Source organism: Ensifer canadensis (assembly GCF_017488845.2).
GTDB classification, from domain to species: Bacteria; Pseudomonadota; Alphaproteobacteria; order Rhizobiales; family Rhizobiaceae; genus Ensifer; species Ensifer canadensis.
On record NZ_CP083370.1, the window covers coordinates 255,342 to 275,158 of the forward strand.

21 protein-coding genes are annotated in these 19,817 nt (G+C 60.2%); 5 read left to right on the forward strand and 16 right to left on the reverse strand.

Annotation, left to right across the window (positions count from 1 at the left end):
• Nucleotides 1-17: 17 nt before the first annotated feature.
• The 16 genes from istB to J3R84_RS01295 all read right to left on the reverse strand — a co-directional run bounded on the left by istB (nt 18) and on the right by J3R84_RS01295 (nt 13,949).
• Complete coding sequence (istB, locus tag J3R84_RS01220) at nt 18-773, reverse strand: IS21-like element helper ATPase IstB (RefSeq protein WP_203530155.1); 756 nt, start codon at nt 771-773, stop codon at nt 18-20.
• A gap of 12 nt (nt 774-785) precedes the next feature.
• Nucleotides 786-2,297, reverse strand: a complete 1,512-nt coding sequence (istA, locus tag J3R84_RS01225; protein WP_373688562.1) for an IS21 family transposase — start codon at nt 2,295-2,297, stop codon at nt 786-788.
• Nucleotides 2,298-2,383: 86 nt separating this feature from the next.
• Complete coding sequence (locus tag J3R84_RS01230; RefSeq protein WP_207932890.1) at nt 2,384-3,043, reverse strand: hypothetical protein; 660 nt, start codon at nt 3,041-3,043, stop codon at nt 2,384-2,386.
• Complete coding sequence (locus J3R84_RS01235) at nt 3,040-3,327, reverse strand: hypothetical protein (RefSeq protein WP_203527700.1); 288 nt, start codon at nt 3,325-3,327, stop codon at nt 3,040-3,042. Before J3R84_RS01235 ends, J3R84_RS01230 begins: the two co-directional genes overlap by 4 nt.
• A gap of 92 nt (nt 3,328-3,419) precedes the next feature.
• Complete coding sequence (locus tag J3R84_RS01240) at nt 3,420-3,764, reverse strand: hypothetical protein (RefSeq protein WP_203527697.1); 345 nt, start codon at nt 3,762-3,764, stop codon at nt 3,420-3,422.
• Between the two features lie 8 nt (nt 3,765-3,772).
• Nucleotides 3,773-4,414 carry a hypothetical protein gene (locus J3R84_RS01245; protein WP_203527694.1) on the reverse strand — a complete coding sequence of 214 codons (642 nt, stop codon included), beginning with the start codon at nt 4,412-4,414 and terminating at the stop codon, nt 3,773-3,775.
• 342 nt (nt 4,415-4,756) lie between these two features.
• Entirely contained in the window at nt 4,757-5,587 is an 831-nt protein-coding gene (locus J3R84_RS01250; RefSeq protein WP_203527692.1) for a hypothetical protein, read from the reverse strand.
• A 734-nt stretch (nt 5,588-6,321) separates the two neighbouring features.
• Nucleotides 6,322-7,155 (reverse strand): helix-turn-helix domain-containing protein, encoded by an 834-nt coding sequence (locus tag J3R84_RS01255; protein ID WP_203527689.1) that lies wholly within the window; start codon nt 7,153-7,155, stop codon nt 6,322-6,324.
• Nucleotides 7,139-7,465, reverse strand: coding sequence for a helix-turn-helix domain-containing protein (locus tag J3R84_RS01260; RefSeq protein ID WP_203527686.1), 327 nt, complete (start codon nt 7,463-7,465; stop codon nt 7,139-7,141). The genes J3R84_RS01255 and J3R84_RS01260 overlap by 17 nt, the downstream gene beginning before the upstream one ends.
• Nucleotides 7,465-7,749 carry a hypothetical protein gene (locus J3R84_RS01265; protein WP_203527684.1) on the reverse strand — a complete coding sequence of 95 codons (285 nt, stop codon included), beginning with the start codon at nt 7,747-7,749 and terminating at the stop codon, nt 7,465-7,467. Before J3R84_RS01265 ends, J3R84_RS01260 begins: the two co-directional genes overlap by 1 nt.
• A 928-nt stretch (nt 7,750-8,677) precedes the next feature.
• On the reverse strand, nt 8,678-9,064 hold the full coding sequence (locus J3R84_RS01270; protein WP_025425881.1) for a DUF930 domain-containing protein: 387 nt from the start codon (nt 9,062-9,064) through the stop codon (nt 8,678-8,680).
• Between the two features lie 102 nt (nt 9,065-9,166).
• Nucleotides 9,167-9,628: a YbaK/EbsC family protein gene (locus tag J3R84_RS01275; protein ID WP_025425882.1), complete on the reverse strand. Its 462-nt coding sequence runs from the start codon at nt 9,626-9,628 to the stop codon at nt 9,167-9,169.
• Nucleotides 9,629-9,732: 104 nt separating this feature from the next.
• Nucleotides 9,733-9,921 carry a hypothetical protein gene (locus J3R84_RS01280; protein ID WP_025425883.1) on the reverse strand — a complete coding sequence of 63 codons (189 nt, stop codon included), beginning with the start codon at nt 9,919-9,921 and terminating at the stop codon, nt 9,733-9,735.
• A 77-nt stretch (nt 9,922-9,998) separates the two neighbouring features.
• Nucleotides 9,999-10,253, reverse strand: coding sequence for a GlsB/YeaQ/YmgE family stress response membrane protein (locus J3R84_RS01285; RefSeq protein ID WP_025425884.1), 255 nt, complete (start codon nt 10,251-10,253; stop codon nt 9,999-10,001).
• 287 nt (nt 10,254-10,540) lie between these two features.
• Nucleotides 10,541-11,836 carry an L-rhamnose catabolism isomerase gene (rhaI, locus tag J3R84_RS01290; RefSeq protein WP_025425885.1) on the reverse strand — a complete coding sequence of 432 codons (1,296 nt, stop codon included), beginning with the start codon at nt 11,834-11,836 and terminating at the stop codon, nt 10,541-10,543.
• 13 nt (nt 11,837-11,849) lie between these two features.
• Nucleotides 11,850-13,949 (reverse strand): bifunctional rhamnulose-1-phosphate aldolase/short-chain dehydrogenase, encoded by a 2,100-nt coding sequence (locus tag J3R84_RS01295; protein ID WP_025425886.1) that lies wholly within the window; start codon nt 13,947-13,949, stop codon nt 11,850-11,852.
• Between the two features lie 203 nt (nt 13,950-14,152).
• On the opposite strand from J3R84_RS01295, the gene J3R84_RS01300 reads away from it, so the two are divergent.
• The 5 genes from J3R84_RS01300 to J3R84_RS01320 all read left to right on the forward strand — a co-directional run bounded on the left by J3R84_RS01300 (nt 14,153) and on the right by J3R84_RS01320 (nt 19,812).
• Nucleotides 14,153-14,965 carry a DeoR/GlpR family DNA-binding transcription regulator gene (locus J3R84_RS01300; RefSeq protein ID WP_025425887.1) on the forward strand — a complete coding sequence of 271 codons (813 nt, stop codon included), beginning with the start codon at nt 14,153-14,155 and terminating at the stop codon, nt 14,963-14,965.
• Between the two features lie 126 nt (nt 14,966-15,091).
• The gene (gene rhaS, locus J3R84_RS01305) at nt 15,092-16,081 is read left to right on the forward strand and encodes a rhamnose ABC transporter substrate-binding protein (protein WP_025425888.1); all 990 of its coding nucleotides are present in this window, start codon (nt 15,092-15,094) and stop codon (nt 16,079-16,081) included.
• Between the two features lie 253 nt (nt 16,082-16,334).
• A complete protein-coding gene (locus tag J3R84_RS01310; protein WP_025425889.1) occupies nt 16,335-17,831 on the forward strand; it encodes a sugar ABC transporter ATP-binding protein in 1,497 nt (498 codons plus the stop codon).
• On the forward strand, nt 17,828-18,808 hold the full coding sequence (locus J3R84_RS01315; RefSeq protein WP_025425890.1) for an ABC transporter permease: 981 nt from the start codon (nt 17,828-17,830) through the stop codon (nt 18,806-18,808). Before J3R84_RS01310 ends, J3R84_RS01315 begins: the two co-directional genes overlap by 4 nt.
• Entirely contained in the window at nt 18,808-19,812 is a 1,005-nt protein-coding gene (locus J3R84_RS01320) for an ABC transporter permease (protein ID WP_203527681.1), read from the forward strand. The genes J3R84_RS01315 and J3R84_RS01320 overlap by 1 nt, the downstream gene beginning before the upstream one ends.
• Nucleotides 19,813-19,817 lie beyond the last annotated feature (5 nt).

Here is a 19,817-nt window from a genome sequence, read left to right on the forward strand (position 1 = left end):
TCGGGTTTTGTTTCAGGTCAAGTTTGAGGTGTTTCAGCGGCGACCAGCGGACGCTGTTTTCGCATGCTGTCGCCGGTCAGATCGATGCGGTATGCGTTGTGAACGAGGCGATCCAGAATGGCATCGGCGAGCGTTGGGTTTGCAATGATCTCGTACCAGTGATCCAGAGGCACCTGACTGGTGACGATTGTCGAGCGACGCTCGTAGCGGTCTTCGATGATCTCGAGGAGGTCACGCCGCTGATCATCGTTGAGTTTTTCCGGTCCCCAATCATCAAGAATAAGCAGGTCGGTCTTGGCGAGGGATTTGAGGATCCTGCCGTATCGCCCGTCGCCCCTTGCAAGGGCAAGAGTTGCAAACAGCCGCGGGACGCGGTGATAGGCGACGGAGAAATCCTCGCGGCATGCTTTGTGGCCGAGTGCGCAGGCCAGCCAACTTTTGCCAACACCGGCTGGCCCGGTGATGAGAAGACTGTGGTGCTTGCGGATCCAGTCGCAGCCGGCAAGCGCCATGAACAGATTGCGATCGAGGCCGCGTGCAGCACGAAAGTCGGCATTCTCGATCTGCGCGTCGTGGCGAAGCTTGGCAGCCCTGGCGCGGGCTTCGAAGCGCTTCTGTCGACGCATGGTGGCCTCGCGTTCGAGCAACATGGCAAGCCATTCTGCATGCTCGAGGCCACGTGCTTCTGATTGTGCATCGAGCTCCTGGAAAGCGGCTGCCATGCCGTAAAGGCCGAGTTCGCGCAGCATGTCGATGGTGGGGTTGATCAGCAATGGTGTGTCTCCTCAATGAAAATAATCAGGGCCACGCAGGTTGGCGTGATCGATAATGGCGGTCGGTTCGGTGGAATGGCGCGCGGCCTTGTGGTTGGCGATGAGCGAGGCAATGCTCTTGCAGTTCAGTCCACCGATCTCGACGGCGCGGGCTGAAACGGCCTCAGCCCGATTGCGTTCGATGTCGCGAAACAGCCGCAGGACACCCAGGCATGTTCGAAAGCCCTGTTCGGGATGAGGACGGCTGGAAAGAATTGCGATGACCAACCCTTCGGTCTGAGGGCCGATGGATGCGGCCCAGCGCCGAAAGCGATCCGGTGTCCACTCGGCATAGCGCCGGTGGGAACTGGGCATATGATCCGGATCAGTTCCATGGCGAGGACCACCATAGCGGCGCTGATGCACGGCAATGCGCTTGCCGCGGTGGAAGATCTCGATGGTGCGTGCCGTTGCCCTCAGATCGACCTGCTGGCGAATGAGGCTGTGCGGCACGGAATAAAAGAAAGTCTTGAACTCGACGTGGTAATCCGTCGAGACGCGGACCAAACGCCATTCGGCGAATTCGTAGTCTTCGCTCGGAAGACTTGCGAGTGCGGCACGCTCAACGCTCTCAAACAGTTGCCGGCGACTGACGCCCAACCGGCGCATGACGTGGCCGTTGATGCGATCGAGTGCCTGGCCAATGGCAACATTGGCCTCAGCAAGCGAGAAAAAGGTCTGATTGCGCAATCGCCCCAGAATGCAGGACTGGGCAAACCGGACGCCATTCTCGACTTTCGATTTGTCCTTCGGCCGTCGCGGCCGTGCCGGAAGAACACCGACGGCGTAGTGCGATGCCATCATGCCGTAGCTGCGGTTGATCTCGGGATCGTAAAAGCTGGCACGACTGACGCCTGACTTCAGATTGTCGGGAACGATCAGCCGGGGAACGCCTCCAAAGAAACGAAACATCCGGACATGCGAGCCGATCCAGTCGGGGAGCGTTTGCGTCCAGGTCGCGTCCGCATAGGTGAAGCTGGATGCGCCGAGCACCGCCACGAAGATCTCTGCCTCGCGGATCTCGCCGGTCTTGCGATCGACAATCGGGATCTTCTTGCCGGAATAGTCGACGAACACCTTGTCGCCGGCCGCATGCTCCTGGCGCATCGTCGGCGAAAGCCGCTGCTCGAAACCGCGAAAGAGTTCGCAGAAGCGACTGTAGCCATATCCTTCGGGATGCGAGCCACGATACTCCTCCCACAGGATGAGCAAGGTGACACCAGGCTTCTTGAGCTCGACAGCAAGATCGGCCCAGTTCGGCTCGACGCGTCTCCTCGCGCCCTGTTTGACGCCGTTGCGAGTGAAGAGCTTGTTCGCAAGCGCATCGTCGGTCAGTTCGCCCGGCAAGGGCCAGGTCAATCCAACCGCTGCTGCGCGCCGCAGATTATCCTGCACCGTACTGCGCGCTATTCCCAACACGACGGCAATCTCGCGGGAGCTCGTCCCGCTTCCGGCAAGCCGCAGCATTTGTCGTAACTGTCTCATGGTCAGCCTTCTCTTTGCCGGCATCAAAATCTCCACGTTTGTCGTGGTGTAATTGATGCCAAAGTTGCTGACCCAGGAGGTAATGTTCAGTGCCGAAAACCGGCCGGTCTTTGATTGGAACGGTGGCCGGCTTCAGATCGGAATGGTGGCCGGTCTTTGATCGGAATGGCGGCCGGCTTCACGTCGGAATCCGCAGGCTGACAGTTGTTAGCTGCGCATACGCTCCCACCACGGTCCCCGGAAGCCTTCTTTGCACTTCCATCACGGCAATCGCGGCCGCCTAGCCGGTCTGTTTTGCCACGGGTGTCCAAATACCAACCTTCGAGCGCCCGCTCGATCGCTTCGTCGCCATTGTCCGGTGCGATGGACACAGAAGTTATCTCGTTTATCTCGAACGGCGTTGATTCCCGATGAGCTTGAGAGGAAATGAAGAACGCAAAAGCCTTCCCATGTTCGACGCCCGCGACATAGAGATCGAACTTTCCAAGCTCCAGGCCGAACTTGTGCAGTAATCCGAATGAGTTTCGTAGTTGCGTCGGCAGTTCCCGGCGCAAGCGCTCCACCGATGGGAATCGAGATGCCAGCCATTGAATGCGTGACGAGCCGCCCGACGTGCCCCTCATGGCGATGACGATTCCTAGATGAGGTATCGGGATTGCCTTAACGGTCAGCCCACGCGGCTCCGTTGCACCATCGGTAACGATGTGTGCGCGATCGCCGCTCAGAAAAATCTGAACCGCGCTCATCGGGCATTCCGAAAGTGTTGCCGAACCTGACCAGTCGGCGGCGCAAGTACAGCGCCGGCGACAATCACATTGGCGGCGGCGATGGCAATGGCACCGGTGGCCGCAGCCGAGATGGCGGTGCTTGATAGGAGGAAGCCGTGAATAAAGGGGACAAGCAGGGGCGCAGGGTTGGCGAAAGCAGACGCTGCCGATGCCAAAAACGTTAGGGCACATACGACAGAAACGCGAAGCATGTTTTTCTGATCCTTCATGATCAAGGGTGCGAGATTTATGACGGCGGGCATTTTCGTTCCTTTCAAATTCGCGTGTCGGCGCGGAAGTCGTCTGCTTGCGATCCACGCCGGGACCGGGGGCTGGCAATTAGCTGGGAGGCGTCCTAGTTCGGGTTGCGGTTCGCTCGTTCTTGCTTTCTCAGCAGACGGTCGACGAATTGGCGAAGGGGGCTACCGCGTTTCTGGATAGCCTCCTCGGATCGGTGCTTTTCGGCCTCGCGCGCAGATGCGTTGCAAGCCGCGAGCACCAAGTTGCCGGCTTCCTTCTTCGTTGCAGTCATGAAAGCTCTGTAATCGTCTCCGTAGAGCAGCCGCAGTTCCCGAGACGCTTCCCACGCTTCTCTCAGGCGCCGGTAGGCGTAGTCGTTCCAGCGGGGAAACTGAAAGCGGAGATCCTCATTCGCTTCCCATTCGCTGCGCCAAGCATTCAATTTATCGCCATAAGTCATGTCGTCCCTCACTTCCCAGCTGCAGTGCTTTTCAAGCGACGAGTGACCTCCAGCAGGTTCGGCCCTGTTTGTCCCGCCATGAACCTGCCAGCGCGCATAAAGTCGAAAATTTCCGCCAGGTTCTCGTCAGGCTTTGTCACGACATGCAGAGGAGGGCGGATACAGAGTTCATGATGGTTGCCCGCTCTGAGCTGGTTGTTCAGAGCCTCGATTTCGGCGGCCAGGCGCTGATACTGCAACAAGCCATCCACGACGGCCTGAAGTGGTGCGGAGACCTCCAGGAGCACGGCTTGGGCTTCGAGTTGTTTCGCCGCAGCGGACGCGCGTTTGGCGCTCATCGCCGCTTCGGTTTCATTCTTCAGCATGACCTTGTGCTTCTCATCGATACGCCGTTCGAGATACTCGGCGTCGTTAAGCAGGTCACCGAGCATCGCTTTTTCTGCGCGAAGCTTGCTCGCCCGGGTTCGGTCGATAGATTCAGCCTCGGCCGCGATTTCATCGTCCAAAGCCTCCCGCAGGCCTTCGATCTCGGCAATGAGATCCGGAAGAGCTTTCCCAGCGGAAAGAACTTCCGACGCGGTATTTGCCTTGGCGAGTTCACGGCGGACTCTATCGAGGGTGCCCTCTGCGCCGGTTTTTGGAGTAACCATGTCTACCTCGTTGCGGTTTCAGGAGTTCCTGTCCGAACTGACGTGGCATGGGTGGACTACCGAAAACGATACCCAAAACGTTTCCGGTGTCGTTTTGGGTATCCAAAGCGGCACTGGGCAGCCGATCAACGCCGGCCTCCTCCTTGGTGAAAATGTTTCCGACGAAAACATTTCTCGGGCGCCCTTCCGGGCACTGGAGACGGCCAACGGCGCTTCTGTCAACGGCAGGCGAATGTTCGCCAAGTTGGCGAAGCTACCGGTGACGAGCCGCGACGGTTTCGGCGGCGACGGCCGAGGCGGGCCGGGCAATCGGGGCGCGCCCTTCGGCGCGAAGAAGAGAGATCACTCCTGGCCTGGACGGCTGCGCATCGAGTTCAGGCAAACATCTTGCGCGTCAGCTGCAGCACCGAACGACTTGCGTAAATCGTCAGCAAGATCATCGATAGCGGATTCTGAGACGGCGCGGCGGGCGGCGGTCAGATTTGCATGATCCACTGCCAGCCACCGATAAAGCGCTTGAGCGACGCCACGCCTGGTAGGAATTTCGCGAAAGTGCCCTAATGGCTCCACAAGGCGGAACCGTGAAATCATCAACGCCTTGTGCAAATTGATCGGCCCGCCGCCCCTCTCGATACGTCCTTGATCAGCAATTCGCACGCCCGAGACTCGCTGTTTGTCTCTCGTGACCGAAAGGCCCCCTTTCGCTAGTTCCGTGTTGTAGTCCTCGATCGTCCAGGGCGAGGTTTCGCTTCGATCGGCTTCCACAATGCGCCGGAAGACGTCTGACGGTTGCTGCAGATGAACGGGCTGTACAAGCTCCACGCTCGACGTTGCAGGACCCTGGTCGAGCAGTTCTCTGTTAGTCGGGATAGCTTCTCTTGTGGCAAACCGCAGATCGTAAACGCGCTTGCCTTCGGGTGTGACGGCCAGAAAATCAACGCCATCCGTTTCCCATCGAAGGTGATGCCAGGCCTCTTCGGGGATCTCGGAGTAGGGCTCCAATGGTCCGTTGATCCTGCCGCTTGCCCTTAGCTCCGCGAGAGGCGAGAGGCCGCTCAGCCGACGGATGTCAAACAGGATCAATGCATCGGCAAGGTCGATTTCCTTGCCGACATGGAGCCGCCGTCGAATGTCCTCGCTTTGAACTTGCCGCCACTGGTACCCATACGTCATTTCAAACGCCCTTCCCACTGCACCAAACATCCCCGAACGCAGCCGAACTCATGTTCGCAGGACGAGAACACAACAACAACAACAACAAGGGAAAAAGCAGCCCTTCTGACGCGCCAAACATCGCGGGTACTTTAAACCACTGGAAGGACCCGCGCGCTCGTGGGCACCGTAATAGCGGTCGAACATGTAAGCTGAAGGGGGGCTAGTCCCCTGACTCAAGTTCAAAATGGATTCCGACTGCACTCCTCGAACGCAGTCAACGGCGGTTACGGTCATGGTCAGTTCCTCACCGAGTGGAAGGCGACGTGGTGTTGGAATTCAACAGATCAATCATATCGGGAGCTTGTTCCCGAACTCGTTCGCGAGACCGCTGAAAGCAGCGGGGAGAGCAGAAACGCCGTAGCCTGCCAGGTCCGCCGAGACGAGTAGGCAATAGCGATCCGCATTGGCCGCAGCAGCTTGCGGCAACTGCTGGACACGACCGGGCGCTGGCTTCCCAATCTCGTCGCTGATCCGAACCGTGTTTTCGACGGCATTCGTCCGAGCAAAAACGGATGGGGCGACCACGTTTTCTCAATGCCTCAAAGTCCTCACCGCATTCCGCGCAAAGAGCTGAAAACCTCTTCTGCGGCCTCTCGGCTCGGGCTTCCGGCTCAAATGCGTGTCCAAAGAGATCGGCAGCAGGTGACAGTTCAGAATTCATCAGACTTCTGGCCCCATTTTTTCGATCGTGCTTATCCATCTCGCGTCACCATTCCAGCGGCATGCATGCGGTCCACGATGAACCGCTCGCCATCGCCGCGCCGCTGCATCTCGGCCTCAGTCGCCTGATCGCTAATTTCTGTGGTGACCCACTCGAGGAAGCTGGCGTAGGCGTGAACACCTCGCCTCAGCATCGCTGAGTTCCACCGCCTCGTTGCCGCCTGTTCGGCTATGCGCCACTTCCCACCGGGCACAACCTTAGATGGTGAATTCAGAGCCGTCCGGGCATTCCCGCTCCAAAGCCCATTTGCCCTCTCGGCTGGTACAGGTTTCTGACGCTGCGCAGGGCCGTCAGGCTCCGGAAAACCCACCCCTCCACTCGCTTCGGACGGTATAGGGTTTATTCCAAAGGGTTCCTTCAAAAGGGTTCGGGGATCATTTTTGATACCATCAAGGGATCGTTCTTGATCTGTTGGAGGGATCATTTCTGATCCGTTTGCGGCTTCCTTTTCAGGCGCGCCACCGCTCAACATCCGCCTCTCCCAGTCAGCGAGAATACGCCGCATCTTGGCCCAGTTCGGCTGGTAACTGGCGCGGTGAGACATGCCCCCATGGCTACGCTTGCGAAACAGTTCATGCACGTCACAAAGCTCCTTGGTTGCACGCTTCACCGTGGCCTCACCAAGTCCTAGCATCGTCGAGAGGCGCGCGACGCTCGGGTCGCACTGGCCAGTCTTGCGGTTGAAGTGCTCCAGCAGCGCGAAGCCGACATTCAGCGCGCCGCCTGATATACCGGCGCTCAAGCCGAGGGCCCTGCGCGCGACAGCAACGTCGAGAGCGGTGGGAATTTCATTCTTCCTCGCCATCAACCAACTGCTCGCGTCTTGCGCGATACTGATCCCCCAGTGCCGCCAGTGCGGAAATATCTGGTTCGAGTATCGTCTTGATGAGCCCTTTAGCCTCCAGGCGCTTCAATGAGGACCTTACGCGCTCCTCACTGACACCAAGTCCTCCTGCGATCCTCGACGGCACAGCTATGACAAAGCCGTTGATCTCCGACAGGCTGAGGATCGCCGCCGAAACACTCTTGTCGATCCCGTTGAGCTCGCGTGAGACGCCGATGCCAAGATCAAGCTCGTCGAGGTTAAACGGAGCTTCGTCGTAGTAGAACGGCATCACTCAAAGGCCTCGCGGGAGAGCGCATGCGCGGCCTTCATCGCCTCGATGGCTTCGATATTGCGAAGTCCGAAACGCTCTTTGAGCGCAGGGAGGATTGGACCGACAATGCTGTCGCGGTGATCGACGAGCCACTTCGCGGCCACTAAAATCACTGCGTCAGCGTTTGACAAACCTGCGGTAAGTGATTGATCTTCAATCTTGAGTTTGACAGATTTTGTTGTGGAAGTTACTGAAAAGGCCGGAATGACACTGGATTGAAAATCCGCGTGTCGGTGGTTCAAATCCGCCTCCGGGCACCATTCATAATTGCATGGTTTCCTTTGATTTTTAGCCTCTTGATTTAGTCGGTCGCTTGCCGCGTCTAGGCAGGTCTTTTCAGCGTTCTGGAAGTTTCCGTTCTTCCTTCTGCTCACTTCCTTTTTGAAGTCAGCAATGGTGCGTGTCGCAGATGGTAGCCACGTCGAACCTCGCCGCCTCCTCCAACCGAATGTGGCGGGTCTCTAGGGCACGGTCACACTGGCAGGAGCATATCGGGGCAGGGGTGGCTGCTTCCCCTTGCCGATGCAAAGCCGGAGCCGAAGAAGCCGTAATCTTAGCGCTGACGCCCTTACAAGGGCTAGGGCGCGGTCTGTGACTGCGCTCTGATGCAAGCTGCTTCCGATACCCTGCCGCCACCTTATTCAGCCAAGCGGCGATTTTTTCACCTGGCTCTGTCGCCGCCATCCCGCCATGCGGCTGGTATTCCGCATGGGCCCGAAGGGCGCCGCGCCACCTATCCACCCAACACCGCAGACAATGAGATTAACCAATTGTTAACCATGTCGGCGCAACCTGAAACACTGTTGGCAGATTGTGCACCGATCTGGTGGGATCGTGTCAGTCAGGCGTTTCGAGCTTGGAATATACCGGGCATGCCGCGCCCCAAAGCAGACGAATTCGTTCATTCCTGAGGGAGTAGAGGCAAGGGTGTACGAAATGGCAGATCACATGATGAAGATGCTGATGAGCATCATGGCAGCGCTGTCGCTTGGCTCGCTGCTGTTTCTGATGGCCGTTCTCTAAAGCGCGTCGCGATTTCCAGGATCCGCTTGTCGCGCTTCAAGCTCTTGTTCTTTCGCATGTCATCGCGAAAGCGCTGCACATTTTTGCGCGACATTTCTGGTGACGGCGAAAAGCTCGGGCGTTTGCGCGCACCCGCGGTCCGGTCTGTCAGGGATAGAGGTAGAACTCGTCCCAGTTCTCGCGCGGCACGAGATCGCCGATCTTATATTCGAAGGACAGGATGCCCAGGTGCTCCGCGTCGGTGCGGCACTTGAATTTTAGCTTGTACCATTCCCCCTTGCTGCGGAAAACCGCGCCCGGCGCCTTCATCTTGTCTTCCTTCATGACCGGTTCGGCGAAGGTGTAGGCGATCACCTTGTCGGGCTTGAAGGTCGTCTTGTCGGCGTTGATGCGCTCCATCGCCTCGGTGTCGCAGCGCTGTTCCAGGCGGGTCTGCGGGTCAAGCTTTTCGAACTGGCGCACCAGGGACTGATCCATCGCCAGCGCCGGGGAAAATGTGGCGGCGAAGATGAGCGGGTACGCGACTATCTTCATGCTCGACGGACTCCTGATTCTGGAAAGGGCCGCGCCCGGCAAATCACTGCCGGAGTGCGCCTGCGGTTTCAGTTAAGCTTTGTGGCCATTCCAAGGCACGGATTACGTTTCCGAAACGTCGATCCATTCGGCGCCGGTCAATTCGACGATACGCTGCGGATTGATGTGAACGGCGGCATTGGTGGCGCCAGCGGCAGGAACGACGATGTCGTAGGCTTTCAGCGACAGGTCGCAATAGATGCTGTGGGGCTTGGCAAGGCCGAACGGGCAGACGCCGCCGACTGGATGACCGGTCTCCGCCTCGACCTCGTCGAAGCCGAGCATGCGGGCCTTGGTGCCGAAGCGGGCTTTGTATTTCTTGTTGTCGAGCCGCGCGTCACCGCGCGTGACGATGAGGATCACGTCGTCGCCGACGCGGAGCGCCAATGTCTTGGCGATCTGTGCCGGTTCGACGCCATGGCCCTCGGCGGCAAGTGCCACTGTTGCCGTGCTCTGCTCGAGTTCGATGACGTCGATGTCGGGGGCGTGCTGCGAGAAGAACTGTTTGACGGATGTAAGGCTCATGGTGGGTCTTCAGGCTCTGGAAATGGCTTCATGAAAAAAAGTCGAGCGGACGAACGCTTGGAGAGGCGTCGAGCGCCAAGGGTGCTGCCGCCGGCAGGAATGCCTCAATCGTCGTTGGAGGCGTCAAGGTCTTCCGGGCGTCTGCCTTCCTGCTGCGGCGGCAGGTAGCCATGGGTCGTGAACCAGTTTTCGAGGATCGCCGCGATCGCCTGCTCGCGTGTGAGCTTGCCGGGATGGTCGGCCATGAACGCCTTCAGCGCCGTTTCGATATTGTCGGAGTTCGGCTCGCTCATGGTGATTTCCTTCCGTTGGACTGGCACGGCCCGCCGGGTCGGCGAGCCATGCGGTATGGTCGCGTGGCGGTGGTTCGTCACGCCTGTTTGACGATGCGGATCAGCACCAGCAGGATCACTGCGCCGATCGTCGCGTGCAGGATCGCCGAAAGCACGCCCGATCCAAGGCTGATACCGATGGCGGGAAAGAGGAAGCCGGCGATGAAGGCGCCGATGATGCCCACGACCATGTTGCCGATCAGGCCGAAGCCGAACCCCTTGACGATCAAGCCGGCAAGCCAGCCGGCGATCGCTCCGACAATCAGGAATACGAGAATGCTTTCGATACCCATGAATGGTTCCCTTTCCGTTGGACCTAGAAGGGAAAGATAGACCAGGATTTCAAATCAGATAGGGGGCAATTTCATCGCGCGATGATTTTTTGCAGGAATGCGAAGCATTTGTGCGGGACAATCCGGCGCCGTCCGTCAAACAGGGCGCACAAAAGGCCGCGGTCACGCTCGCTTTATGATCCGCCTACGAGATCGGAGCCGATCCGCGAGACGATATCAATCGTGCGTGAAAATGCCGGGCAGCAATCGCTGCCCGGCATTTAGATTGTGGGATGGGGGAGTGGATCTCAGACGATGCCGCCGCCACCGCCGGCAACGGCCGGCCGCTCGCCGGCCACCTTGGCGCGATAGCCGCTCGCCCGATAGGTCGCAACCGGCGCAATCGCCCCGCCGCTTTCGAAGCGCGCCATCGCCAGGATCGGCTCGACGTCGGTGCGAAACGCGGTCTTCAGCGTTTCCGCCGCCATCAGTGCATCATTGTCCTGCTGGAAGCTGTCGAGCGCTGTGCGGTCGACGATGAGGGCCTGTGCATAGGCGCGGCAGACCTCCATCGCGCTCGTCATCAGGCTTTCGATCGGATCGGTGACATTGTGGCTCTGGTCGAGCATATGGGCCGGATCGAAGCCTTTGGCACCCCGCGTCTCGGCATCGACGAGTTCATTGAAGACGAGGAACAGGCGATAGGGGTCGATCGAGCCGGTATCGAGGTCGTCGTCGCCATATTTCGAATCGTTGAAGTGGAAACCACCGAGTTTCCTGAACTGGATCAGCCGGGCGACGATCATCTCGATGTTGACGTTCGGCGCGTGGTGGCCAAGGTCGACCAGGCAGAAGGCCTTGGGTCCAAGTTCCTGGGCGATCAGGTAGTTGGTGCCCCAGTCCTGCACCACGGTCGAATAGAAGGCCGGCTCGAACATCTTGTGTTCGGTGAAGACGCGCCAGTCCTCGGGCAGTGCGGCATAGACCGCTTTCATCGCATCGAGATAACGCTCGAACGATCTGGTGAAGTTGCTCTGGCCGGGAAAGTTGGAGCCGTCTCCGACCCAGACCGTCAGTGCCTTCGAGCCGAGCTGTCGGCCGATGTCGATGCATTCGAGATTGTGCTCGACCGCTTGGGCGCGCGTGGCCGCGTCGCTGTGCGACAACGATCCGAACTTGTAGGAATGTGCCTGTCCGGGCGCATCCGAGAAGGTGTTCGAGTTCATCGCGTCGAAGCCGAGGCCGAGGGCGGCACCTTTCTGCTTCAGTTCCTGGAGATCGCTGACCTTGTCCCACGGGATGTGCAGCGAGACGTTGGGCGTTGCCCGTGTCAGCTGCTGGATGACGGCGCAATCCTCCAGCTTGTCGAAGATATTGCGCGGCTCGCCCTTGCCGGGGAAGCGGGCAAAGCGGGTGCCGCCGGTGCCGACCCCCCAGGAGGGGACTGCGACGCCATAGGCCGCAACCTTGCGCTTGATGGCGTCGACGTCGATGCCGCGGCGCGCCAGCCTTTCGCCAAGGCTTTCATAGTCCTGGCGAAGTGCCGCCTCGCGGCGCTCGTTCTCTGCGTCAAGGATGGTCTTGCCGATCATGGTGGTGCTCATCAAAATCTCCGGATCAGCGGGTGAACGACTGGGCATTGCCCGCGTCGACATTGACGATGTTGCCGGTCGATTTCGCCGACATGTCCGAGGCGAGGAAGTAGATCGCCTCGGCGATATCCTCCGGGAAGACGCTGAGCTTCAGCATCGAGCGTTCGCGGTAGTGCGCCTCGAGGTCGTCGACATCCATCTTGTAGGCGGCGGCGCGCTGCTCTTTCCACTCGCCGGTCCAGATTTTCGAGCCGCGCAGCACGGCGTCCGGGTTGACGACGTTGACGCGGATCTGGGCGGACGCGCCCTCGAGCGCCAGGCAACGGGCGAGGTGGATCTCGGCTGCCTTTGCGGTGCAGTAGGCCGATGCGCCGGGCGACGCGGCAAGACCATTTTTGGAAGCAACGAAGACGACGTTGCCGCCGGCCTTCTGGTTGCGGAAGACCCGGAAGGCCTCGCGCGAGACGAGGAAGTAGCCCGTCGCAAGGATGTCCATGTTCTTGTTCCAGAGCGCCAGCGTCGTATCCTCGACCGCGGCGGAGGAGGCAAGGCCGGCATTCGACACCAGGATGTCGAGACCGCCGAAGGCTAAAAGCGTATCGCCGAAGCCACCTTCTACCGCCGCCTCGCTGGTCACGTTCATGCTGAGCGAACGCACGAAATCCTTGCCGTGGCGGGCCGCAAGCTCGCTTTCGGCGCTAGCAAGCGCCGTTTCGTCGATATCGGCGATGACGACGCAGGCACCTTCCTGCATCAGCCGGTGTGCCGTTGCCTTGCCGATGCCGCCGGCGCCGCCAGTCACCAGCGCGATGCGTCCCGCAAGGCTTTTTGGCTTCGGCATGCGCTGAAGCTTGGCTTCCTCGAGCAGCCAGTATTCGATGTCGAAGGCTTCCTGTTCCGGCAGGCCGACATAGGTCGAGACGCCGGATGCGCCGCGCATGACATTGATGGCGTTGACGTAGAATTCGCCGGAGATGCGCGCCGTCGCCTTGTCCTTGGCAAAGGTGATCATGCCGACGCCGGGCACCAAGTAGACGACCGCGTTCGGATCGCGCATGGCGGGGCTGTCTGCATGTTTGCAGCGCTCGTAGTAGGCGGCGTAATCGGCGCGATAGGCAGCGATTGCGTCGGCAAGCCCGGCAAGGGTCTTTTCGATGTCTGCAGCGGCAGGATCGAAATCGACGACAAGCGGGCAGATCTTGGTTCTGAGGAAATGATCCGGGCAGCTGGTGCCGAGCGCTGCCAGCGGCTTGAGATCCTTGGCGGTCACGAAGTCGAGCACCGCCTGGCTGTCGTCGAAATGTCCGACCTTGCGCTCGTCGGCGCTGATCAGGCCGCGGATGACCGGCATCAACCGTTTGGCAATCGCCACCCGGTCGCTCGCATCGAGCGTCGGCTTGGCCACGCCGCCGAAGGCCGGCCTGGTGTTTTCCGTCTCGAACCAGGCGATCGCCTTGTTGATGATTTCGACGGTGGTCTCGTAAGCTTCTCTGGCCGTGTCGCCCCAGGTGAAGAGGCCATGGCTTTCAAGCACGACGCCGCGGGCGGACGGATTCTCCAGGCAGAACTTTTCCAGCCAGAGGCCGAGTTCGTAGCCCGGGCGCTTCCAGGGCAGCCAGCCGATGTCGTTGCCGAAGATTTTTGCCGTCAATTCCCTGCTGTTTTTGGAGGCCGCTATCGCGATGATCGCATCGGGATGCATGTGATCGACGTGCTTTTTCGGAACATAGGCGTGCAGCGGCGTGTCGATCGAGGCGGCGCGCGGGTTGAGGTTGAACGTGCAATGCGGAAGATAGCCGACCATCTCGTCTTCGAAGGCGACGCCGCGATAGATGCCTTTCAGGGCATTCAGCTTGTCCATGCAAAGCGTGGCGAAGCCGTCCATCTTGATCGTGCCGACGTCGCCGCCAGAGCCCTTGACCCAGAGGACTTCGACCGTGCCGCCGCCGAGCGGGTCCTTCTCCATCACCTTGGCCGAGGTATTGCCGCCGCCGTAGTTGGTGATGCGCTTGTCGGAGCCGAGCAGGTTCGAACGATAGAGAAGACGTTCGGCCTCGCTCATGCCGGCCGCCTTCGTCTCATCCCATAGATTGGCAAGCCGCGCGCCCTGTTGCTTGTCGAGCATCTCGAAAATCCTCCCGGTCCGTTGCCACGCGGCTTGGCGGCCGCGTGGAGATGTGGTTGGCATCAGATCACATGGCCCGAGAGTCATTGTCAATCAAAAACGATCAAATTCGCGCATGTCGCACTGCACAATGAAAAAATATGATTGATTGTGATTGACAATGTTTGGTCGTGATGGAAGCATGCAAATTATCGGAGGAGCGAATGCACGAGAAAGAAAGACATCGGATCATTCTGTCGGCGGTTCAGGAAAAGCCCGTGGTCACGGTGCCGGAACTGGTCGATCTGACCGACAGTTCCGAGGCGACGATCCGGCGCGATATCGCGGCGCTCCACGTGCAGAAGCGGTTGCGGCGCGTGCGCGGCGGGGCGGAAGCGATCAATCCGCCGCAGTTCGTCGGGCTGGCCGGGCGACCCTTCAAGGTCAATGAAAGCCTGCATGCGCGGGAGAAGCAGGCGATCGCCAAGGAGGCGGTGGCGCTGTGCGAAGATGGCGAGCCGATCATCATCAATGGCGGCACGACGACCTTCCAGATGGTGCACTTTCTCACCAATCGCCGGATGCAGGTCTTCACCAACTCGTTTCCGATCGCCGAGCATCTGCTCAAGCACTCGAAAAACACGGTGATGCTGTCGGGCGGCACGATCTACCGCGAGCAGAACATCATCCTCAGTCCGTTCGACAATGACGTGACGCGCAATTTCTATGCGCGCCGCATGTTCATGGGCGCCCAGGGGCTTGGTCCGCTCGGTCTGATGGAGGCGGATCCGCTGCTGATCCAGGCCGAGCAGAAACTGATCGATCAGGCCGACGAGCTCGTCGTGCTCGTCGACTCGTCGAAATTTCACAAGCGCTCCAGCCTCATCCTGTGCGGATTGAAGCGGATCGCCACTGTGATCACGGATTCGGGCATCGAGGACAGGCATGCTGCGATGCTCGAAAATGCCGGCGTGCGATTGGTGATCGCCAACGCCAGGTCCGGCGCTGACGCGGAGAATGCATCCTCGACCGCTTGAGACGGCCGAGGGGAGGGGAAGGATCGGCACCGGTCGGAAAAGACCGGGCCGGTTGCGAATTCGAGAAGGTTAGTACCGGACGATGCGGTCATCCCGATCGCGTTCCGGTCCATGGGAGGAGTGGAAATGAAGATCCTGAAATCATTGATGGTCACGGCCGCCGTGTCGTTGGCGCTGATGGCCAATGCCGCACATGCGGAAAACAAGAAGATCGCCCTGGTCGTCAAGGCGCTCGGCATCGGCTTCTTCGAGGCTGCCAACAAGGGCGCGCAGGAAGCCGCAAAGGAACTGGGCGACGTCGAGGTGATCTACACCGGTCCAACGACGACGACCGCTGAAGGCCAGATCGAGGTGATCAACTCGCTGATCGCCCAGAAGGTCGATGCCATCGCTGTTTCCGCCAACGACACCGATGCTCTCGTTCCGGCGCTGAAGAAGGCGATGGATCGTGGCATCAAGGTGATCTCCTGGGATTCCGGGGTCGCCAAGGACGGCCGCCAGATGCACCTCAACCCGTCGTCAAATCCATTGATCGGCAACATGATCATCAAGCTCGCCGCCGACAACCTGCCGGATGGCGGCGATGTCGCCGTGCTCTCGGCTTCGGCGACAGCCACGAACCAGAACACCTGGATCGAGGAAATGAAGAAGGTTCAGGGCAACTACAAGGGCATCAATGTCGTCGCGACCGTCTACGGCGATGACCTTGCCGACAAGTCTTACCGCGAAACGCAAGGGCTCATTCAGTCCTATCCCAACCTGAAGGCGATCATCGCGCCGACCTCGGTCGGTATCGTTGCTGCGGCACAGGCCGTCACCGATGCCGGCAAGATCGGCCAGATCAATGTCACGGGCCTCGGCCTTCCCTCGGAGATGGCCGGTCACGTGAAGTCGGGCGCATCCAAGTCCTTCGCGATCTGGAACCCGATCGATCTCGGCTATTCCGCAACGATGATCGCCTATGATCTCGTCAACGGTGCCGAAGCCAAGCCCGGCGCGGAATTGAAGATGGGCCGCATGGGCGCTGTGAAGCTCGACGACAACAACGAAGGCGCCATGGCCGACCCGTTCGTCTACGACGCCTCGAACGTCGAAGAGTTCGCAAAGATCTTCTGATCGGCGAGGGGCGGTTACCTCTCACCCGGCCTGCCGGCCACCTTCTCCCCGTTTGACGGGGAGAAGGGAAACATGCGGCGATGCTCCGCTCCTAATGGGCGTCGGCGTAAGCGGCGACACGCCAACGGGTCCCCTCTCCCCGCGAGCGAGGAGAGGGTTAGGGTGAGGGGCAATTTTGCAGACGTGGCGCCTTGGATGTCAGGCCCACAAATCAGGCGGATGGAATGTGTTGCAGGATACGATCACATCGCGGATGAAGCCCGCCATTGCGCTTGAAGGCATCTCCAAGTCCTTTCCCGGCGTCAAGGCATTGTCCGACGTTTCGCTGTCGCTCTATCCGGGCTCCGTGACGGCACTCGTCGGTGAGAACGGTGCGGGCAAGTCGACCCTCGTCAAGATATTGACGGGCATCTATCAGCCTGATGGAGGCAGCATCCGCGTTGCGGATGCGGAAACCGCCTTCCCGACCGCGCTTTCTGCTGCAAGGGCAGGCGTAACCGCCATCCATCAGGAAACGGTTCTGTTCGACGAACTGTCCGTCGCTGAAAACATCTTCCTCGGCCATGCCCCGCGCAACCGTTTCGGCCTGATCGACTGGAATAAGCTCAATGCGGATGCACGTGCGCTCTTGCATCGCGCCGGCGCTGATTTCGATCCGACGATCCGGCTGCGCGATCTCGGCATTGCCAAGAAACATCTGGTGGCGATCGCCCGGGCTCTGTCGGTCGATGCCCGCGTCGTGATCATGGACGAACCGACGGCGGCGCTGTCGCACAAGGAAATTCACGAACTCTACGCGCTCGTCGAACGGCTGAAGGCCGACGGCAAGGCGATCCTCTTCATTAGCCACAAATTCGATGAGATCTTCCGCATCGCCGATCGCTACACCGTGTTTCGCGACGGAACGATGGTCGGCGAGGGGCTGATCGCCGATGTCAGTCAGGACGATCTCGTGCGCATGATGGTCGGCCGCGCCGTCGGCTCCGTCTATCCGAAGAAGGACGTAGCCATCGGCGACCCCGTTCTGACAGTCTCCGGCTACCGTCACCCGACCGAGTTCGAGGACATTAACTTTGAACTGAGACGTGGCGAAATTCTTGGCTTCTATGGGCTGATCGGCGCGGGCCGCTCCGAATTCATGCAGTCGCTGATCGGCATCACCCGCCCGTCGGCAGGTGCCATCAGGCTGGATGGCGAAATCCTGGTGATCCGCAATCCGTCCGAGGCGATCAGGAGCGGTATCGTCTATGTGCCAGAGGAGCGTGGGCGTCAGGGCGCGATCATCGGCTTGCCGATCTTCCAGAACGTGACGCTGCCGTCGCTGTCGCGCACCTCGCGCTCCGGCTTCCTCAAACTTGCCAACGAGTTCGCGCTTGCGCGGGAATATACGTCTAGGCTCGATCTGCGGGCCGCCTCCCTCGATCAGGACGTCGGCACGCTTTCGGGCGGCAACCAGCAGAAGGTGGTCATCGCCAAATGGCTGGCGACCAAGCCGAAGGTGATCATTCTTGATGAACCGACCAAGGGCATCGACATCGGCTCCAAGGCCGCGGTGCACGCCTTCATGAGTGAGCTTGCCGCACAGGGCCTCAGCGTCATCATGGTCTCATCGGAAATCCCCGAAATCATGGGCATGTCGGATCGCGTCATCGTCATGCGCGAGGGCCGCATTGTCGGCCGCTTCGAGCGGGAAGAATTGACGGCGGAAAAGCTGGTGCGTGCCGCCGCCGGCATTGCGGAGGCCGCATGATGGCCAAGCTCCTGAAAAACCGTGAACTGCTGCTTGTCGGCGCGATCCTGGTGCTGGTCGTCCTGATCGCCTGGCGCTTCCCGCCCTTCATTGCGCCGACCAATCTGGCACGCGTCTACAACGACACCTCGATCCTCATCATCCTGGCGCTCGGCCAGATGGCCGTGATCCTGACGCGCTGCATCGATCTGTCCATGGCGGCAAACCTGGCGCTTTCCGGCATGGTCGCGGCAATGCTGAACGCCGCGTTCCCCGGCCTGCCGATCCCCGTCATCCTCCTGTCGGCCATAGCGCTCGGCGCGGTGCTCGGGATGATCAATGGGGCCCTGGTCTGGAAACTCGACATCCCGCCGATCGTTGTCACTCTCGGCACGCTGACGATCTATCGCGGCCTGATCTTCCTCTTGACCAACGGCAAGTGGATCAATGCCCACCAGATGAGCGATGCCTTCAAGAGCTTTCCGCGCACTGATCTTGCCGGCATTCCCGTGCTGTCCTGGCTCTCGGTCGTCACGGTCGCGGCGATCTTCCTGGTGATAAGCCGCACGCCGCTCGGGCGGGCCTTCTTCGCCGTCGGCGGCAATCCGCATGCGGCTGTCTATACCGGCATCGACGTCGGCCGGACGCGCTTCTTTGCCTATTGCCTCTCGGGGACGCTTGCCGGGCTGTCCGGCTATCTCTGGGTGTCGCGCTATGCCGTTGCCTATGTCGATATTGCCGCCGGCTTCGAACTCGACATCATCGCCGCCTGCGTCATCGGCGGCATCTCGATCGCCGGTGGCATCGGTTCGGTGCCGGGAGCGGTGCTCGGCGCGCTGTTCCTCGGTGTGATCAAGAACGCTCTGCCGGTCATCAACATCTCGCCCTTTGCCCAGATGGCGATTTCCGGCATGGTCATCATAACGGCCGTTGCCGTCAATGCGCGTGCCGAACGGCGCAAGGGACGCGTCATCCTCAAAAAGGCGGAGGCTGTCTGATGGCAGAAACGCATCTCTCCCCCCGCAACATTCCCGATCGCCTCGAAGGGCGCGGCGCGCGCCTGCTGAAGAGTTGGGAAAGCCTGCTGTTCGTCGTCGCCTGCCTCATCTTCATCGGCAATTCGCTGGCCTCACCCTATTTCCTCGACCCGTGGAACCTGTCCGACGCCACCTTCAACTTCACCGAAACGGCGATGATCGCCTTCGCCATGGCGCTGGTGATCATTTCAGGCGAGATCGATCTCTCGGTCGCCTCGATCATCGCGCTCGCCTCGACGGCGATGGGTTATGCCGTCCAGCTCGGCTTCGACACGCCGGCGCTGGTGGTTGTCGGACTTTCGGTCGGGCTCGCCTGCGGCGTCGTCAACGGCCTGCTGATCACCGGTCTCGGCCTGCCGTCGATTGTCGTCACTATCGGTACGATGAGCCTGTTTCGTGGCCTCTCCTTCATCATCCTTGGCGATCAGGCCTTCACCGGCTATCCCGGAAGCTTCTCCTGGTTCGGGCAGGGCTATGTCTGGTGGGTGTTCTCGTTCGAGTTCACGCTCTTTGTCGTCCTGGCCGTGATCTATGGCGTCGTGCTGCACAAGACCAATTTCGGCCGCGCCGTCTACGCGATCGGCAACAACCAGACGGCCGCGCTGTTCTCCGGTATCCGCGTCGGCCGCGTGAAGTTCACGCTGTTTCTGCTCACCGGCCTGATGGCGGGGCTTGCCTCGATCTGCCTGACCTCGCGCCTCGGCTCCACCCGACCGTCGATCGCGCTTGGTTGGGAGCTGGAAGTCGTGACCATGGTGGTGCTTGGCGGCGTCAGCATTCTCGGTGGCTCCGGTACCATACCGGGGGTCGTGCTTGCGGCCCTGATCATGGGCATGGTCACCTTCGGCTTCGGGCTCCTGAACGTGCCGGGCATCGTCATGTCGATCTTCATCGGTTTGCTGTTGATCTCGGTGATCGCCCTGCCCATCCTGTGGCGACGCGCCCGCCGCCGTCTTGCCCACTGAGGTTT

What these genes read in the sequence shown, in the direction of transcription:
- istA (WP_373688562.1), bottom strand. Translation starts at nt 2,297, where the DNA reads ATGAGACAGTTACGACAAATGCTGCGGCTTGCCGGAAGCGGGACGAGC.
- J3R84_RS01230 (WP_207932890.1), bottom strand. Translation starts at nt 3,043, where the DNA reads ATGAGCGCGGTTCAGATTTTTCTGAGCGGCGATCGCGCACACATCGTT.
- J3R84_RS01235 (WP_203527700.1), bottom strand. Translation starts at nt 3,327, where the DNA reads ATGCCCGCCGTCATAAATCTCGCACCCTTGATCATGAAGGATCAGAAA.
- J3R84_RS01240 (WP_203527697.1), bottom strand. Translation starts at nt 3,764, where the DNA reads ATGACTTATGGCGATAAATTGAATGCTTGGCGCAGCGAATGGGAAGCG.
- J3R84_RS01245 (WP_203527694.1), bottom strand. Translation starts at nt 4,414, where the DNA reads ATGGTTACTCCAAAAACCGGCGCAGAGGGCACCCTCGATAGAGTCCGC.
- J3R84_RS01250 (WP_203527692.1), bottom strand. Translation starts at nt 5,587, where the DNA reads ATGACGTATGGGTACCAGTGGCGGCAAGTTCAAAGCGAGGACATTCGA.
- J3R84_RS01255 (WP_203527689.1), bottom strand. Translation starts at nt 7,155, where the DNA reads ATGGCGAGGAAGAATGAAATTCCCACCGCTCTCGACGTTGCTGTCGCG.
- J3R84_RS01260 (WP_203527686.1), bottom strand. Translation starts at nt 7,465, where the DNA reads ATGCCGTTCTACTACGACGAAGCTCCGTTTAACCTCGACGAGCTTGAT.
- J3R84_RS01270 (WP_025425881.1), bottom strand. Translation starts at nt 9,064, where the DNA reads ATGAAGATAGTCGCGTACCCGCTCATCTTCGCCGCCACATTTTCCCCG.
- J3R84_RS01275 (WP_025425882.1), bottom strand. Translation starts at nt 9,628, where the DNA reads ATGAGCCTTACATCCGTCAAACAGTTCTTCTCGCAGCACGCCCCCGAC.
- J3R84_RS01280 (WP_025425883.1), bottom strand. Translation starts at nt 9,921, where the DNA reads ATGAGCGAGCCGAACTCCGACAATATCGAAACGGCGCTGAAGGCGTTC.
- J3R84_RS01285 (WP_025425884.1), bottom strand. Translation starts at nt 10,253, where the DNA reads ATGGGTATCGAAAGCATTCTCGTATTCCTGATTGTCGGAGCGATCGCC.
- rhaI (WP_025425885.1), bottom strand. Translation starts at nt 11,836, where the DNA reads ATGAGCACCACCATGATCGGCAAGACCATCCTTGACGCAGAGAACGAG.
- J3R84_RS01295 (WP_025425886.1), bottom strand. Translation starts at nt 13,949, where the DNA reads ATGCTCGACAAGCAACAGGGCGCGCGGCTTGCCAATCTATGGGATGAG.
- J3R84_RS01300 (WP_025425887.1), top strand. Translation starts at nt 14,153, where the DNA reads ATGCACGAGAAAGAAAGACATCGGATCATTCTGTCGGCGGTTCAGGAA.
- rhaS (WP_025425888.1), top strand. Translation starts at nt 15,092, where the DNA reads ATGAAGATCCTGAAATCATTGATGGTCACGGCCGCCGTGTCGTTGGCG.
- J3R84_RS01310 (WP_025425889.1), top strand. Translation starts at nt 16,335, where the DNA reads ATGAAGCCCGCCATTGCGCTTGAAGGCATCTCCAAGTCCTTTCCCGGC.
- J3R84_RS01315 (WP_025425890.1), top strand. Translation starts at nt 17,828, where the DNA reads ATGATGGCCAAGCTCCTGAAAAACCGTGAACTGCTGCTTGTCGGCGCG.
- J3R84_RS01320 (WP_203527681.1), top strand. Translation starts at nt 18,808, where the DNA reads ATGGCAGAAACGCATCTCTCCCCCCGCAACATTCCCGATCGCCTCGAA.